At 70.2% G+C, this 14,915-nt stretch carries 12 protein-coding genes and 1 pseudogene; 2 read left to right on the top strand and 11 right to left on the bottom strand.

The genetic code is table 11. The annotated features are described in order from the left end of the window. Positions 1-83: 83 nt before the first annotated feature. The 11 genes and pseudogenes from ACFYPD_RS33860 to ACFYPD_RS33810 form a co-directional block, all read right to left on the bottom strand. Positions 84-467 (bottom strand): annotated as a pseudogene (locus ACFYPD_RS33860) (transposase family protein); the annotation flags it as partial. Between the two features lie 325 nt (positions 468-792). Beyond that, positions 793-1,560, bottom strand: coding sequence for an SDR family NAD(P)-dependent oxidoreductase (locus ACFYPD_RS33855; RefSeq protein ID WP_387122818.1), 768 nt, complete (start codon positions 1,558-1,560; stop codon positions 793-795). Between the two features lie 76 nt (positions 1,561-1,636). Then, positions 1,637-3,085, bottom strand: a complete 1,449-nt coding sequence (locus ACFYPD_RS33850; RefSeq protein WP_387122814.1) for an aldehyde dehydrogenase family protein — start codon at positions 3,083-3,085, stop codon at positions 1,637-1,639. Further along, the gene (locus ACFYPD_RS33845) at positions 3,085-4,128 is read right to left on the bottom strand and encodes a P1 family peptidase (RefSeq protein WP_387122811.1); all 1,044 of its coding nucleotides are present in this window, start codon (positions 4,126-4,128) and stop codon (positions 3,085-3,087) included. The genes ACFYPD_RS33850 and ACFYPD_RS33845 overlap by 1 nt, the downstream gene beginning before the upstream one ends. 8 nt (positions 4,129-4,136) lie before the next feature. Further along, a complete protein-coding gene (locus ACFYPD_RS33840) occupies positions 4,137-5,366 on the bottom strand; it encodes a M20 family metallopeptidase (RefSeq protein ID WP_387122808.1) in 1,230 nt (409 codons plus the stop codon). Next, positions 5,363-6,277, bottom strand: coding sequence for an ATP-binding cassette domain-containing protein (locus tag ACFYPD_RS33835; RefSeq protein ID WP_387122805.1), 915 nt, complete (start codon positions 6,275-6,277; stop codon positions 5,363-5,365). The genes ACFYPD_RS33840 and ACFYPD_RS33835 overlap by 4 nt, the downstream gene beginning before the upstream one ends. Beyond that, on the bottom strand, positions 6,274-7,278 hold the full coding sequence (locus tag ACFYPD_RS33830) for an ABC transporter ATP-binding protein (RefSeq protein ID WP_387122802.1): 1,005 nt from the start codon (positions 7,276-7,278) through the stop codon (positions 6,274-6,276). The genes ACFYPD_RS33835 and ACFYPD_RS33830 overlap by 4 nt, the downstream gene beginning before the upstream one ends. After that, complete coding sequence (locus tag ACFYPD_RS33825; protein ID WP_387122799.1) at positions 7,275-8,147, bottom strand: ABC transporter permease; 873 nt, start codon at positions 8,145-8,147, stop codon at positions 7,275-7,277. Before ACFYPD_RS33825 ends, ACFYPD_RS33830 begins: the two co-directional genes overlap by 4 nt. Continuing rightward, positions 8,144-9,091 (bottom strand): ABC transporter permease, encoded by a 948-nt coding sequence (locus ACFYPD_RS33820; protein ID WP_387122796.1) that lies wholly within the window; start codon positions 9,089-9,091, stop codon positions 8,144-8,146. Before ACFYPD_RS33820 ends, ACFYPD_RS33825 begins: the two co-directional genes overlap by 4 nt. 4 nt (positions 9,092-9,095) lie before the next feature. Next, complete coding sequence (locus ACFYPD_RS33815) at positions 9,096-10,607, bottom strand: ABC transporter substrate-binding protein (RefSeq protein ID WP_387122793.1); 1,512 nt, start codon at positions 10,605-10,607, stop codon at positions 9,096-9,098. Between the two features lie 67 nt (positions 10,608-10,674). After that, a complete protein-coding gene (locus ACFYPD_RS33810; RefSeq protein ID WP_387122790.1) occupies positions 10,675-11,727 on the bottom strand; it encodes an isocitrate/isopropylmalate dehydrogenase family protein in 1,053 nt (350 codons plus the stop codon). A 215-nt stretch (positions 11,728-11,942) separates the two neighbouring features. Between ACFYPD_RS33810 and ACFYPD_RS33805 the strand changes: the two genes are divergently transcribed. Next, on the top strand, positions 11,943-13,379 hold the full coding sequence (locus ACFYPD_RS33805) for a P1 family peptidase (protein ID WP_387122787.1): 1,437 nt from the start codon (positions 11,943-11,945) through the stop codon (positions 13,377-13,379). A gap of 242 nt (positions 13,380-13,621) precedes the next feature. Continuing rightward, positions 13,622-14,320, top strand: a complete 699-nt coding sequence (locus ACFYPD_RS33800) for a FadR/GntR family transcriptional regulator (protein WP_387122784.1) — start codon at positions 13,622-13,624, stop codon at positions 14,318-14,320. The last annotated feature ends 595 nt before the right edge of the window (positions 14,321-14,915 follow it).

Genomic DNA, 14,915 nt, shown 5'->3' with positions numbered 1-14,915 from the left:
TATCAGCCATCGAAACCAGCCGTGACCGCTGCATGACGCCCCTGCCAGGCGTCATCAAGACCCCTTGACAACTTCATTGGGAAGTAGTTCTTGCTCCGGGCGGCCAGCCGGTGATCGCGGGTGGGGATCAGAGTCCCGTCGACGATCGCGATCTGCTCGACCGGCCGCTTACGCACCGGCGCCAGGGCCAGCAGCGGCGCGAGGGTGTCGATGACCCGGTGCGCCGCGGAGTGCGACACCCCGAACAGCGGGCCGATCTGCCGCATCGTCAGGTTCGTACGCCAATAGGTGGCCACCAGCAGCACCCGGTCGGCCAGGTCGAGGGCCCACTGCCGGCCCGGCCGGCCATCAGCGATGCCGTCACCGCCACGCTCGGCGACCAGCCGGACCAGCTTGCGGAACTGGGCGGGCTGCAACCCGGTGAACGGGAAGATCCACTCAGAGTGGGCTGCGGAGATCACCTGCACCCAGACATCCTGACCGGCCGTCCTCAGCAGACACACGCCGGGGTTACGAGACGTCCCTTAACCAACTATCCATCAAACCCGGGGCTTGACAGTTACCTCCAACGACAGCTTCGTCGTCCGGTGGCGCGGCTGGACGAGCCGCGCGAATGTCCAGAGGATCGATTCCGCGCCGAGTGCCCGGGCTTCTTGGGCTGGGCGCGGGTCGGGCTTACCTTCTTCTTGTGTTGCTACGGCGGCTCGTAACCTGGTCGACCAAACCACGCCGCGACTCGGTCAACTACTCGGGGACCTCCAGCGCCGCGAACGGGTCGCCGCCTCAGCAGGTTCAGTTGGGAGGCTCGAAACGGCCGTCGACCGCGGTCCATCCGCCGTCCACGATCAGGCAGGCGCCGGTGACGAAACTCGCGGCGTCGCCGGCGAGATAGACCACAGCACCCGCCATCTCCTCCGGTCGTGCCCAACGCCCGAGTGCGCTCTTGGCGGCGTACGCGTCGTACCACTCCGGATTGGCCTTGATCTGCGCCGTGAGGGGCGTCTCCACGACACCGGGGGCGACCGCGTTGACCCGGACACCGCGCGGCCCCAGCTCGGCGGCGGCGGTCCGCAGCAGCTGCACCAGACCGGATTTTGTCGCCGCGTAGACGCCCTGACCTGGTTCCACGGTGTAGGCGCGGATGGAGGAAAAGCCGATGATGCTGCCCCTACCTCGCTCCGCCATCCCGGCACCGAACGCCCTAACCAGCGCGAAGGAGGCGGCAAGGTTGAGCCCGACGACCCGGTCGAACTCCTCCTGCGTGTAGTCCAGCAGACGCTTACGGACGTTCGTGGCGGCGGTGAAGACCAAGACATCCACATCGCCCAGTTCAGCCGCGGCCAGGGACACTGCCGACGGATCCAGAACATCCAGAACGTACGGGGAGCCGTCGGCCATCTGGGCGGTGAGGGCGGCGGATTCAGCGTCGCGGTCGGCGCAGATGACCTCGGCACCGTGGGCAGTCAGCGCCCGGGCGCACTCGCGGCCGATGCCGCTGCCGGCGCCAACCACCACAGCCCTTCGACCGTCGAGCCGAAACAGCTTTTCGTACGCGGGCATGGCTCACTCCTCATCCTCTTCGGCAGTTGCTCATGGGCAGGCCTCGTGGTGCGCGCCCCTGGTGTCGACAAGGGGTTCACGCCGGCCGGATGATCGCCATCCGGGTCACGGTAAGTTCCTCCACCGCGAAACGGGGGCCTTCCCGCCCGATGCCGGAGTCCTTGATTCCGCCGTAGGGCATGTTGTCGGCGCGGAATCCCGGCACCTCGTTCACCACGACCCCGCCCACCTTCAGCCGCTCGACCGCGGCGAAGGCGGTCGCCAGCGACCGGGTGTACACGCTCGCGTGCAGGCCGTACCTCGATCGGTTGACCACGTCGAACGCGCTGTCGATGTCCGGGACGGCGCGTACGCACACCACCGGGCCGAAGATCTCCTCGTCCCACGCGGCCAAGCCGTCCGGCACGTCGGCGAGGACCGTCGGCCGGAGCATCCGGCCGTCGCCGTCACCGCCCGCCACGATCTTCGCGCCCGCCGCAACCGCCTCGCCGATCCAGTCGCGGACCCGCCGGGTCGACCGCGCGTCGATCAGTGCCGCGACCTGGGTCGCCTCGTCACGCGGGTCGCCCACGGTCACGGCGGAGACCCGATCGGTCAGCAGTCCGAGGAACTCCGCGGCGACCGGCGCCTCCACCAGCACCCGCTGCACGGAGATGCACGCCTGGCCGGAGGCGTAGTAGCCACCGCGTACCACGGCGTCGGCGGCGGCCGCCAGGTCCGCGTCGGCGGCCACCACCAGGGCGGCGTTGGACCCGAGTTCGAGCAGGACCTTGGTCGGTGCGGCCGCCCGGGCGATGGTGTGTCCCACGGCGGCCGACCCGGTGAACGACACCGCTCCCACCCGCCGGTCGGTCACCAGCGTCTCCCCCACGTCCACGCCACCGGTGACGAGCTGCACCGCCTCCGGCGGCAGCCCCACCGCCGCGCTCGCCTCGCGCAGCAGGTGCACCAGCCAGAGCGTGGCAAGTGGCGTCTGCGGCGCGGGCTTGCACACCACCGGGCAGCCGGCCGCGAGGGCCGGCGCGATCTTGTGGGTGGCGAGCAGCAGGGGATAGTTGAACCCCGCGATGCCGACCACCACGCCGATCGGTCGACGCGTCCAGAACCCGATCAGTCCCTCGCCGGAGGGCAGCAGGTCCAGCGGCACCGTCTCACCGTGCAGCCGGGCCACCTCCTCGGCCGCGGTCTCCAGCGTCACGAGGGTACGGGCCACCTCCGTCCGGCAGTCGACCAACGGCTTTCCGGTCTCCAGCACGAGCAGTCGCTCGAACTCCTCGCGCCGGGCGGCGAGCGCGTCGCGGGTGTGCAGCAGCGCCGCCCGGCGGACGTGCGAGGGAAGTCGCGCCACCGTGTCGGCACTGGCCACCGCGGCGTCCAGCGCGGTACGCGCCAGCTCGGCGTCGCCGAGCGGTGCCTCGCCGACCGTCGACCCGTCGTACGGGAAACGCACGGGCGCGGTAGGCGCCGGGACCCAACCACCGCCGACCGGCAGGCCGGCCGGGAACGGTGCCTCGGACACGCTCATCATCGCCTCCATCCCTGAACGGCGCTGGGAAAGACGTCGGCGTACGCGCGGTATCCCCCGGCGCTGCCCGCCGCGAGGATGCCGTGGACAACCGCCCGGGCGAACGCGTCCGCGGCTGCGGCGAGCACCGCGTTGAACGCCACCGGGTCGAGGCCCGGACCGGCGCAGGTCGCCAGGGCGAAGACGGTGTCGCCGTCGAACATCGAGTGGACCGGCCGGATGGCGCGAGCCATTCCGTCGTGCCCGATGCCGGCCAGCTTCTGGCACTGGGCCTTGGTGAGCGTCCCGTCGGTCGCCAGGACACCGATCGTCGTATGGAACGACGCGGCGACACCGCGGCTGGCCGCCGCGGGCGCTTCGGCGGACTCCAGGGCGGCGGCACGCTCCCGCTGGTCGGGCGGGCGCACGCCCTCGAACTCGCCTGCCAGGCCGAACCGTGCTCCGTACAGCTCGCCGGTGGCGGGGTCGACGGTCGAGCCGACCGCGTTCACCACGGCCAGCGCGCCGATGGTCACGCCATCCACGACCACGCTGGCCGAGCCGACGCCGCCCTTGATGCCGCCGGCGACCGCACCGGTGCCCGCCCCGACCGTGCCGAGGGTGAGCGGCCCGTCGGTGGCGGCGTCGTAGGCGGCGGCCCCGAAGTCCGGGCCGGGCGTGGCCCGGAAGTCGCCGCCGCGACCGAGGTCGAACAGGACCGCGGCGGGAACGATCGGTACCACCTGGCCCGGCTCGGTGCCGACGGGGAAGCCGATCCCGGCATCCGCCAAGCGGTCCATCACACCGGCGACCGCGGCCAGGCCGTACGCGCTGCCGCCGCCGAGCACGATCGCGTGCACTCGGTCGACCAGGTTTCGCGGGTCGAGCACGTCGGTCTCGTGGGTGCCGGGGCCGCCGCCACGGACGTCGACGCCGGCGACCGCCCCGCCGGGCGGCGCGACCACCACCGTCGTCCCGGTGAGCCAACCGCTGCCGGTCCGCTGATGGTGACCGGCGCGGACACCCGCGACGTCGGTCAGGGTGTTGCTCGGCCCAGGTCGCATCGGGGCGGTCACCGCCCACCGACCGGGTGGGGCGCGTTGAGGAACCGGCGGGCCGCCTCGGCGTAGACCCTGGTGGAGCGGACGATATCGGCGAGCTCGACGTACTCGTCGGCCTGATGGGCGATCCACTTGCCGCCGGGCCCGTAGACGACACTCGGCACGCCGCCGCGGGCGGTGAGGATCGTGCCGTCGGTGGTGCCCGGCACTCCCCCGTACGTCGGCTCCTCACCCGTCACGACGGTGTGCGCCTCGGCGAGCGCGGCGACCACCGGGGCGTCGACGGGCGTGTCGACCGGCGGCCGGTCGACCAGGACCGCGACCTCGGCGCGCACCTCCTCGTCCGCCCCCAGCGCCGTGGCGATGCCGCGGACCCGCTCGACCAGGGACGGGTGGTCCACTCCGGGCACGGTGCGGACGTCGATTGCGACGGTCGCGTACGCGGGGATCACATTGATCTGGTCGAGGTCGCCCGCGGTGGCCACCGTCGGGGTGACGTACGGCAGGCCGAGGTGGGGATGTTCGCCGTGCCGGGACTGAAGTTCCTGCTCCAGCTCGGTCAGTTTCAGCACGAAAGCTCCGGCCGTACGGATCGGGTTGCGGGCGTGCTGCGGCATGGCGCCGTGCGCCATCCGACCGTGGAAGTCCACCCGGAACCGGATCGCCCCCTTGGACACCGGGCAGATCTCGCCGGCCTCGGGTTCGCACACGATCGCCGCGTCGACGTCCGCGGCGAGCCCGGAGTCCACGAAGTGATGGACGCCGAGCATCAGGCCTTCCTCGTCGGCAAGAGCGCACACCTTGATCCGGCCGGGGAACGGCCCGGCCAGCTGCAGGGCGCGGACCGCGTACAACATGGCCGCCACACCCGCCTTCATGTCCGCGGAGCCGCGGCCGTAGAGCCGCCCGTCGCGGATTTCCGCCCCGTACGGGTCGACGGTCCAGGTGTCGAGAGCACCCTCGGTGACGACGTCGGTGTGCCCTTCGAACATGAGGGTCGGCCCGTCGCCACCGCCGCCGTTCACGACGGCCACCACGTTCGGGCGGCCGGGCGCTGCCTCGGAGACGACGGGATCCCAGCCGAAGTCGCGCATCTTGGCGGTGACGAGGTCGGCGGCCGGCTGTTCGGACCGGCCGCTGGCGGGGTCGTTGACGCTGGGGATGCGTACCAGAGCCTGGGTGAAGGCGACCACGCCCTCCTCGTCGATGCGGATGGTGTCAACCTGGGCCGAGACGCTCATCGGTGCTGCGGCTCCTTCCGATCTCTGTCCGCGGCGTGGGCCGCGAGGGCCTGGCGCAGCGTGGGCGCAGCGGCGAGCAGCGCCTGGGTGTAGGGGTGGGTCGGGCGCTCGTAGATGGCGGTGGTGGGGCCGCGTTCGACGATCTCGCCCTCGTGCATCACCACGACCGTGTCGCACAGGTGCCGGACGACCGAGAGGTCGTGCGAGACGAAGACCAGCGTCAGCGAGAAGTCGTCGACGAGGTCCATCAGCAGGTTGAGGATCTGCGCCCGGACCGAGACGTCGAGGGCGCTGACCGGCTCGTCGGCGACCAGGACCTTCGGATGCGGGGAGAGTGCCCGGGCGATCGAAATCCGCTGTCGCTGGCCACCGGAGAACTGGTGCGGGTACCGATTGGCAGCTGCCGCCGGGAGCCCGACGGCGTCGAGCAGTTCCGCTACCCGGGCCTTGAGGTTCGGGTGGCCGAGCGACACGAGGGGTTCGCTGACGATGTCACGGACGGTCATGCGGGGGTCGAGCGAGCTCATCGGGTCCTGGAAGACCATCTGCAGGTCACGGCGTAGGAACTTCAGAGACCGGTCCGGCAGCCGGGTGATGTCCCGCCCGGCGAAGCTGATGGAGCCGGAGGTCGGACGGTCCAGCCCGGCGAGGAGCCGGACGAGGGTCGACTTGCCCGAGCCCGACTCGCCCACGATGCCGAGCCGCTGCCCGTAGGCGACGTCGAGGTCGACCCCGCGGAGCGCCTCGACCACCGGGCCGGGCCGGGTCAGCGAGCGGCGGGGACGCCGGTAGCGGCGGATCACCTGCCGGGCGCTGATCACCAGGTCCCGTCCGATGCTCCCGGTCACCGGCACCGCGTCAGCGGTGACGCGGGCGGGCCCGGGCGGGCCGACCTGCGGAGTCTCGGTCATCGGTCCTCCCCCACCGGGTGCCAGCAGGCGAACCCCCGCGCGGGGGTGCCGGTCCACTCCGGCGCCCGCTCGCACCGGTCGGTCGCGCTGCCGCACCGGGTGCGGAAGACGCATCCGTCCGGGAACTCGCCGCCGTTGGGCACGGCTCCAGGAATTGTCCGGAGACGGCCGCGCTCGTCGACGACGGTCAGGTCGGAGGCGGCGATCAGACCTTCGGTGTAGCGGTGCCGGGGCGCGGTGAATACGTCGTACACGTCGCCGGTCTCCACCACCCGGCCTCCGTACATGACCAGGACGCGCTGGCAGACCGTGGCCACGACAGCCAGGTCGTGGGTGATGAAGAGCAGCGCGGTGTCCCGCTCGGCGGCCAGCTCCAGGATCAGGTCGAGCATCTGCGCCTGCACCGTGACGTCGAGGGCCGTCGTGGGCTCGTCGCAGATCAGCAGCGCCGGGTCGTTGGCCAGCGCGATCGCGAGCATCACACGCTGGCGCTGGCCACCGGAGAGCTGATGCGGGAAGGCCCTGGCGGTCGCCTGCGGGTCCGGCAGGCGCACCCTGTCGAGCAGCTCGACCGCCGCCGCGGCCGCCTCGGCCCGGCTCTTTCGCGTCCGGTGCAGCAGCATCACTTCCGCGACCTGGTCGCCGATGCGCATCACCGGATTCAACGCGGTCATCGGTTCCTGGAACACCATGGACACGGTCCTGCCGCGGGCCTTCGCAAGCTGGCGTTCGCCGGTCCGCAGCAGGTTTTCGGGCATTCCGCGCAGGCGGATCGATCCGGTGGCCCGCAGGCCCTCAGGCAGCAGACCCATCAACGCCAGCGCGGTCAGGGACTTGCCGGACCCGGACTCACCGATCAACCCCACCCGCTCGCCGCTGCCGATGGTGAGCGAGACGTCCTCCACGAGGGAAACCGGACCTACCCGGATGCCGAGGTCGTCGACCGCCAGCACGGCGTCCGTCGCGGTCCCGGTGCCGGGTGCCTGCGCCGTGGCCGTCATCGGTGCTCCCGCAGCTTGGGGTCCAGCCAGTCGCGCAGCCCGTCGCCGAGCAGGTTGAAGCCGAGTACGGCGAGGGCGATGGCGACGCCGGGCACGAACGCCAGGCGGGGCGTCGAGAACAGGAGTTCCTGCGACTCCTGGAGCATGCGGCCCCAGGAGGGGGTGGGTGGTCGGGTGCCGAAGCCCAGGAACGAGAGCGCGGCCTCGGCCAGGATGGCGATGGCGAACGACACCGACGCCTGGACGATGAGGATGCTGGCGATGTTCGGCAGCACGTGGCGCAGTGCGATCGCGAGGCGGGAGCGCCCGGCGGCGCGGGCGGCGAGGATGTACTCGGTGTGCATGACGCCGAGGGTCTGGCCCCGGGCGACGCGGGCGAACGCCGGGATCGTCGCGACCCCGATCGCGATCATGGCGGTGAGGGTGCTCGCGCCGAAGACCGCGCCGAGCATGATCGCGAGCAGCAGCGCGGGGAACGCGAAGAGCAGGTCGTTGGCCCGCATGACCACCTCGCTGAGCCAGCCACCGGCCATGCCGGCGAGGACACCGAGCGGGGTGCCGATTACCGCGGCGACGCCCACCGCCACGATCCCGACGAAGAGCGTCGTGCGGGCACCCACCATCAGCTGGCTCGCCACGTCCCGGCCGAACTTGTCCGTGCCGAGGAAAAAACCGTCGCTGAACGCGGGTGCCAGCCGGTGCGCCGCGTCGACGTGCACGGCGTCGTGCGGCGTCCAGACGAACGAGGTCAGGGCTGCCAGCACCACCAGTGCCACCAGAGTGCCGCCGACCATGATGCTGGCGTTGACACGGCGCCATCGGCGGTAGGCGCGGTCCGTGGGGGCAGCAAGGTTGTCGAGTGCGGTCATCGGACCCCCCGCAGTCTCGGGTCGAGCAGGGCGTACAGGACATCGACCAGGAAGTTGATGCCGAGTACGGCGACGACGAGCACCATGACGGTGCCCTGCACGAGCAGCAGGTCGCGGTTGGCGACACCGTCGAGCAGGAGACTGCCCAGGCCGGGCAGGGTGAAGACCCGCTCCACCACGACGGCCCCGATCAGCAGCGTGGCCAGCTGCAAGCCGAGCACGGTGACCACGGGGATCGCGGCGTTGCGCGCGCCGTGCTTCCACAGCGCCCGGTACAGCCCGAGTCCCTTGGCACGGGCGGTACGGATGTAGTCCTCCCGCATGATGTCGAGCACCGCGGATCGGACGTATCGGCTGAGTACCGCGCCCTGCACCAGACCGAGGGAGAGGGACGGCAGCAGCAGTTGCCGGAACCAGGTGGCGGGGTCCTCCGCCAGCGGGGTGTAACCACCCGACGGAAGAGCCTGCCAGGTGACGGCGAACAGGAACACCAACAGGATGCCGGCGAGGAACGCCGGCACGGCCACGCCGACCTGACTGAGCCCGGACAGGAGCAGCCCGCCGACGCTGCGGTGGCGTACCGCGGCGGCGGTGCCGAGCGGCACCGCCACCACGATGGCCATCAGCATCCCGAACAGCACCAGCCAGAGCGTCACGCCCAACCGGTCCACGATCTGCGGACCGACGCGGTCCGACGTCACGTAGGAGACGCCGAAGTCACCGGTCGGTAGGCCCGACACCCAGTCCAGGAACTGGGTGGTCAGGGACCGGTCCGTGCCGAACTCGGCGCGTTTGGCCGCCACCGCCTCCGCCGTGGCATTGACACCCAGGGCGACCTCGGCCGGGTCGCCGGGAAGCACCGCCATGACCGCGAAGACGACGACCGAGGCGACGGCGGTGCTCACGACGAGCACGGCCGCGCGGACCAGCAGGTACAGGCCCATCGAGTTAGGCCTCGGACGGGGACAGCACGCTCAGGTCGAAGGACTCGGACACGACGTTCTTCGGCAGACCGGCCATGCCCTTCTTCGCCACGATGAGGTTCGGGAAGAGGAACAGGAAGTCACCGGCGGCGTCCTCGGAGATGATCCGCGCGGCCTCCTTCATCGCGGCGACCTGCTCGTCCTCGGTGCCGGCGTCGGCTTTGGCGAACAGCTCCTGCACCTTCGGGTTGTTGTAGCGCAGGTAGTAGTCCTTGTTGCCGAAGACGGCGGTGACGTCGCGCGGCTCGACGTGGTTGATGATCGACATGTCGTAGTCGGCCTGCTTGAACACGACGTCCAGCCACCTGGCGGGGAACTCCAGCGGTTCGATGTCCACGGTGATCCCCACCGCGGCGAGCTGCGACTTGACCACCTGGCCCGACGCCACGGCATAGGGCAGGTTGGGGATACGCATCCGCAGCTTGAGGTTGCTCTGTCCCGCCTGGGTCAGCAGGTCCTTGGCCTTCGCCGGGTCGTGCGGGTACAGGTTGGTCAGGTCCTCATACCAGGGGTCCGTCGGCGGAACCATGGTGCCGATGAGCTGACCCCGCCCGGCCCAGGCGGTGTCCAGCAGCGCCTTGTGGTCGATGGCGTACCGGATCGCCTGGCGGACCCGCTTGTCGTTGAGCGGAGCCTTCGAGTTGTTGAAGCTGAGCACGACCTCGCCGGTCGTCGTGCCCTCGATGACCTCGTACTTCGAGGTGTCGGAGAACTGCTGGATCGACTCGGGGGCCTGGACGGCGGAGATGACGTCGATGCCGCCCGTCAGCAGAGCGTTGTTCAAGGCCGTGGCGTCCTTGAAGTACTTGAGCACGACCTTGTCCACCTTCGGCTTCGTGCCCCAGTAGTTCTCATTGGCCGAGTAGGTGATGGCGTCGCCGCGACGCCAGGATTCCAGCTTGTAGGGGCCGGTGCCGACGGGCTTGTTGGCCAGGTCGGCGACCCCGTCCCGGCTGAACATGGCGCCGATCCGAGTGGCCATCTTGTACAGCCAGGAGTTGCTCGGTTTGGCCAGGGTGACGACTGCCGTGGTGTCGTCCTTCTTCTCCACGTTCGCCACGACGTCCATCGCCGACTTCAGCGAGACCTTCCACTCGGTCTTGACGCGGTTGATGCTGAACACGACGTCGTCGGCAGTGAACTTCTTGCCGTTGGTGAAGGTGGCATTGTCGCGTAGGTGGAACGTGTAGGTCTTGCGGTCGGGGCTGACCTCCCACGACTCGGCGAGCAACGGCACGACCTTGCCGTCCTGGTCGAGTTTGACCAGGCCCTCGTACACGTTGACGAGCAGCGCCTGCGGGATCGCGGCGCCGTCGGTGCTGGTGAAGTCGAGGTTGGCGGGCTCGGCGACGAAGCCGACCGACAGACTCGAGGTGGTGGCGGAATCTCCCGAAGTTCCCGATGAGCATCCCGCGGCGGCAATCGCGAGCGTGACGGTCGCGGTCACCGTCACGAGCCGGGCGAGCGGTCGTGTCACGGCTTTTCTCCTGGTACAGGGGCCGGGCGGGCCGGTCCGGGCTGGCGAGCGGACTGGTGTGACGTGATCACGGTGCGGTGCTGGTCTCCACGACGGCCAGGATCTCCGCCGCGAGTTCCTTCGTGGTGGCGATGCCACCGAGATCGGGGGTGTGCAGGGAAGGATCGCGTAGCGCGGTCGCGACCGCGTCGCGCACGATTCGCCCGGCCGTCGGCAGGCCGACGTGGTCGAAGAGCATGGCTCCGGACAGCATGCACGCGACCGGGTTGGCCACGCCACGCCCGGCGATGTCCGGGGCCGAGCCGTGCACCGGCTCGAAGAGCGCCGGCACGTCGCCCCCGGGCAGCAGATTCGCGCTCGGCGCCATGCCCATACCGCCGACGATCACGGCCGCGAGGTCGGAGAGGATGTCGCCGAACAGGTTGCTGCACAGCAGTACGTCGAGTTCGCGGGGCCGTTGCACGAGCCGGACGGCCATTGCGTCGACCAGCACGTTCTCGCACGCGACGTCGGGGTTTTCCGCCGCCACCTCGGCGACGACGGAGTCCCAGAGCGTATAGCCGTGGCGAAGAACGTTCGACTTCGTCACCAGGCTCACCCTGCCCCGCCGGGTCCGTGCGAGGTCGAAGGCGTACCGGGCGGCTCGCAGGATGGCTGGCCGCGAGTGGACCGCCACCTCGATGCCGACCTCGTGTGGAGTGGCGGTGTGCGCGCGACCGCCGATGCCGGCGTACTCCCCCTCGGTGTTTTCCCGGACGATGACGAGGTCGATCCCCTCCGGCTCGCGCAGCGCGGTCGTCACGCCGGCCCAGGACTGGACGGGTCGGACGTTGACCGCGAGGTCCAAGGCCTGCCGCACCCCGATGATCAGACCCCAGATCAGTTCGTGGTCAGGCACGTCCGGCCGGCCGACCGCCCCGAACAGCACCGCGGGAAAGTTGCGGAGCACGTCGGCGGCGTCCGCGGGCATCGCTCGTCCGGTACGCAGATACCGGTCGCCGCCCCAGTCGAGCTCGACGATGTCCAGCATCCTGCCGGCGCATCCGGCGGCCGCACGGAGCACGGGAAGGCTCGCCGAGACCACCTCGGGGCCCACGCCGTCGCCGGGAATCACTGCCACGCGGAGGTCCTGCACGCCGAGCTCTCCGTTCTACGCGGACGCTCTTTACCTTGCCTGGTCTGACCAGTAGCCTCAGTGGACCCCCACGCTCTCACTCGCCCGCAGGGAAGGTCAAGAGCTCAACCCGACGGTCTTCGCCGGAATCGGGCCCCACCGCTGCGGACCCAGGAGCGGATCCGGCACCCACTCCACACAAAGGGGATCTCATGACATCCATGGCTTCGCGGTCCGCCGCACTGCTCGCCGGGGCGCTGATGTTCTCGGTCGCCACCGTCGGCGTTCCCGGTCCCGCCGCGGCGGCGGACACCCCCGGTCTGCCCGGCAGGTACAACGCGATCACCGACGTCCCGGGCATCCAGGTCGGCCAGGTCCAGTCCACCCGAGCCCCGTACCTGACCGGCAGCACCGTCGTCTACACCCCCCGCATGTCCGTGACCGGGGTCGACCAGGAAGGCGGCGCGCCGGCCACCAAGGAGACCGACCTGCTCGACCCGCTCAACTCCAACCCCGGCGTCAACGCGGTGATGCTCGGCGGGAGCAGCATGTACGGGCTGTCCGCCACCGACGGCATCATCCGCTGGCTCGAGGAACGCGGCGAGGGCGTCCGCGTGGGCAACGGAGTCGCTCCGATCGTGCCGGCCGCCGACATCTTCGATCTGGGCCGGGGCGGCGACTTCCGCGCCCGCACCACCCCCGCATGGGGCTGGCTCGCAGCCGAGAACGCCAAGGCGAGCGCCGTCGCACAGGGTGTGGTCGGCGGCGGCACCGGGGCCCGCTCGGGTGGCCTGAAAGGCGGTGTCGGCACGGCCAGCATGGTCCTCGACAACGGCATCGTCGTCGGCGCGATCGTCGTGGTGAACTCGGTCGGGTCCCCGGTGGACCCGCGGGACTGCTCGCTGTTCGCCGCCCGATACGAGGTGGCCGGCGAGTTCCGCGGCCTGGAGACGCCGAAGAAGCAGGAATGCAACCCGCCCGGCGCGTCCGGCGCCAAGGCGGACGAACCGTCGATGAACACCACGATCGCGGTGGTCGCGACCAACGCGCCGCTGGAGAAGGCCGCCGCCGCCCGGATGGCCACCAACGCGCACGACGGCTTGGCCCGGGCGATCAACCCGATCCACACGCTGAGCGACGGCGACACGGTCTTCGCGACCTCGACCGGCGACGGCACCCCGTTGCGCGTCAACGCCGACGGTGGCCAGCTCAACCGCATTTTCAACGCGGCCGCCGATACCCTCACCCGGGCGGTCGGGCACGCGATTCTCAACGCCACCACCGTCGGGACGGCACGGAGCTACTGCGACCGGTATCCCTCGGCGTGCAAGAAGCTCTCCCCACTGCCGGCGGACCAGCGCGGCGCGGCGCCGGAGGTTACGACCGATTCGCTGGCCGCGGCCGCCGCGAAGGTTTCCGGCGGCACTCCGCCGGTCGGCGGCTCGTCGACCACGGGGCCGACCGCCCAGTCGAGCGCCCCCGCAGCCGAGGAGAAGAAGACCGCCGAATCGCGGCAACCGGTTTCGTTCACCGGCGCCGCCTCTCCCGGCGGCAACGGCCCCTCTCCCTTGCTCGTCAACGGAGGGCTGGCCCTGGTCGGGCTCGCCGGGCTGGCCGGCGGCTTGTTGATCAGACGCCGAGCAGCCACCAGGGGTTGATCTCGACCCGGAGAACGACACTTCGCGGAATCGGCAGGCGCGACCTGACCGTCGCGCCTGCCGAGCGCCGTGGGCGTTACCATTCCCGGGCAGACGGCCGTATTTGGTCGGATCGCTTCGCCCCACCACGGCGATGCCGCTGCATCGCGAGCGCTTCTGCAGACTTTGAAGACGAGGGGTAGCCAGTGGCCCAACGGCCGCGATTTCAGCCGGTCCAGCCCGTGCGGGCGTACGAACGGATCGTGCAGCAGATCGAGGAGGCAATCCTCCGCGGTGACCTGCGCCCGGGCGAGCGACTGCCGTCCGAGCGTGACCTGGTCCAGCAGTTTTCGGTCAGCCGGGCGACCGTGCGCGAGGCGCTGCGGGTTCTTCAGAGCAATGGCATGGTCCGCTCGCGGGCCGGCGACCCGGCGGGTGCGGAGATCATGCCATTCTCCCCGGCCACTTTGCAGAAGTCGATGACCACTCTGGCCCGACTCTCCGAGCTGACCCTCACCGAGCTTATTCAGTTCCGCATGTTGCTGGATGCGACCGCCAACCTGCTCGCTGCCCAGTTGCGCACAGAGGAGCAGCTCAGCGAGATGGACACAGCGCTGAAGGTGATGCGCGACAGCGTGTCCCTCGGATACGAGGAGTTCAGCCGGGCCGACGTGGCGTTCCACGACGCGGTCGCGAGAGCCAGCGGCAATCGACTGCTCCAGGTCTGCAATCAGGTGGTGCGGTCGGTGGCGCTCACCCTCATCGCGGAGAAGATTGTGCACGCGCTCGACCGCACCGCGCAGATGGAGGAGAGCATCGCCCATCACGCCGAGGTGCTTGAGGCGGTTCGAGCTGGCGACGGCACCGCGGCGGCACGGATCGCGCGCCAGAATCTCTACGACTACTACGCCTCATATGTCCCCGAGAACGAACGGGTGTTCCTGCAGGCACTGCTCGATTGACAGCGATCATCCTTGAGTTACCAACGTAGCGTCGCAGAGGTTCACCTGGGGGCGTCGCCAATCTCGTTCGGCTGAGACAACTCAGAGGGTCCGAGATGTCCTCTACCCCCAGTCGACCCTCCGATCTCGCCATACGCAGGGAGTAAGTGGCCCCGGGGAAGCCTCGGTCCCAGACGACGGCGTGAGTGATTAAGGGGCCGGATGTACTGGGCTTGTGCGGCCTCATCGCAAGGCTGCCGTTTGCGCGTCGACGCATCCGCGAGGCGCTCGTCAAGCAGCACGCCGGACCTCTCGACCGCATCACCGCAGGTCAAAGCCCTCGTCCCTGTCCGGTGTCGGTGAGCACTTCGGGCGCGATGACCATTTCGCCAACCTGCACCCACTCCGCTCCCACTTGCAACGCTGAGCCATCCAGCGGCTCCTTACCGCCGTGACCTGCGCATATTCCCTAGCGGGTGTGACTTCGACGTCGCCGACGGCCCCGACCGCGACGCGGGGTGGTCGGAGACCGTGCGGTGCGTACAGTTCCGGGTCGGACTTGGGGTGGGCCGGGTAGATCCGGCGCAGGGAACGGGACGAGACAGCGACGGCATGA

Origin of the sequence: Micromonospora sp. NPDC005299 (assembly GCF_042872345.1) — a bacterium.
Lineage (GTDB): Bacteria > Actinomycetota > Actinomycetes > Mycobacteriales > Micromonosporaceae > Micromonospora.
The sequence above is the reverse complement of the archived record's forward strand: the minus strand, read 5'-3'. Positions and strand labels throughout refer to the sequence as shown.

Coding starts and splice junctions, on each gene's coding strand:
- ACFYPD_RS33855 (WP_387122818.1), bottom strand. CDS start 1,560: ATGCCCGCGTACGAAAAGCTGTTTCGGCTCGACGGTCGAAGGGCTGTG.
- ACFYPD_RS33830 (WP_387122802.1), bottom strand. CDS start 7,278: ATGACGGCCACGGCGCAGGCACCCGGCACCGGGACCGCGACGGACGCC.
- ACFYPD_RS33820 (WP_387122796.1), bottom strand. CDS start 9,091: ATGGGCCTGTACCTGCTGGTCCGCGCGGCCGTGCTCGTCGTGAGCACC.
- ACFYPD_RS33845 (WP_387122811.1), bottom strand. CDS start 4,128: ATGCGACCTGGGCCGAGCAACACCCTGACCGACGTCGCGGGTGTCCGC.
- ACFYPD_RS33840 (WP_387122808.1), bottom strand. CDS start 5,366: ATGAGCGTCTCGGCCCAGGTTGACACCATCCGCATCGACGAGGAGGGC.
- ACFYPD_RS33825 (WP_387122799.1), bottom strand. CDS start 8,147: ATGACCGCACTCGACAACCTTGCTGCCCCCACGGACCGCGCCTACCGC.
- ACFYPD_RS33850 (WP_387122814.1), bottom strand. CDS start 3,085: ATGAGCGTGTCCGAGGCACCGTTCCCGGCCGGCCTGCCGGTCGGCGGT.
- ACFYPD_RS33805 (WP_387122787.1), top strand. CDS start 11,943: ATGGCTTCGCGGTCCGCCGCACTGCTCGCCGGGGCGCTGATGTTCTCG.
- ACFYPD_RS33835 (WP_387122805.1), bottom strand. CDS start 6,277: ATGACCGAGACTCCGCAGGTCGGCCCGCCCGGGCCCGCCCGCGTCACC.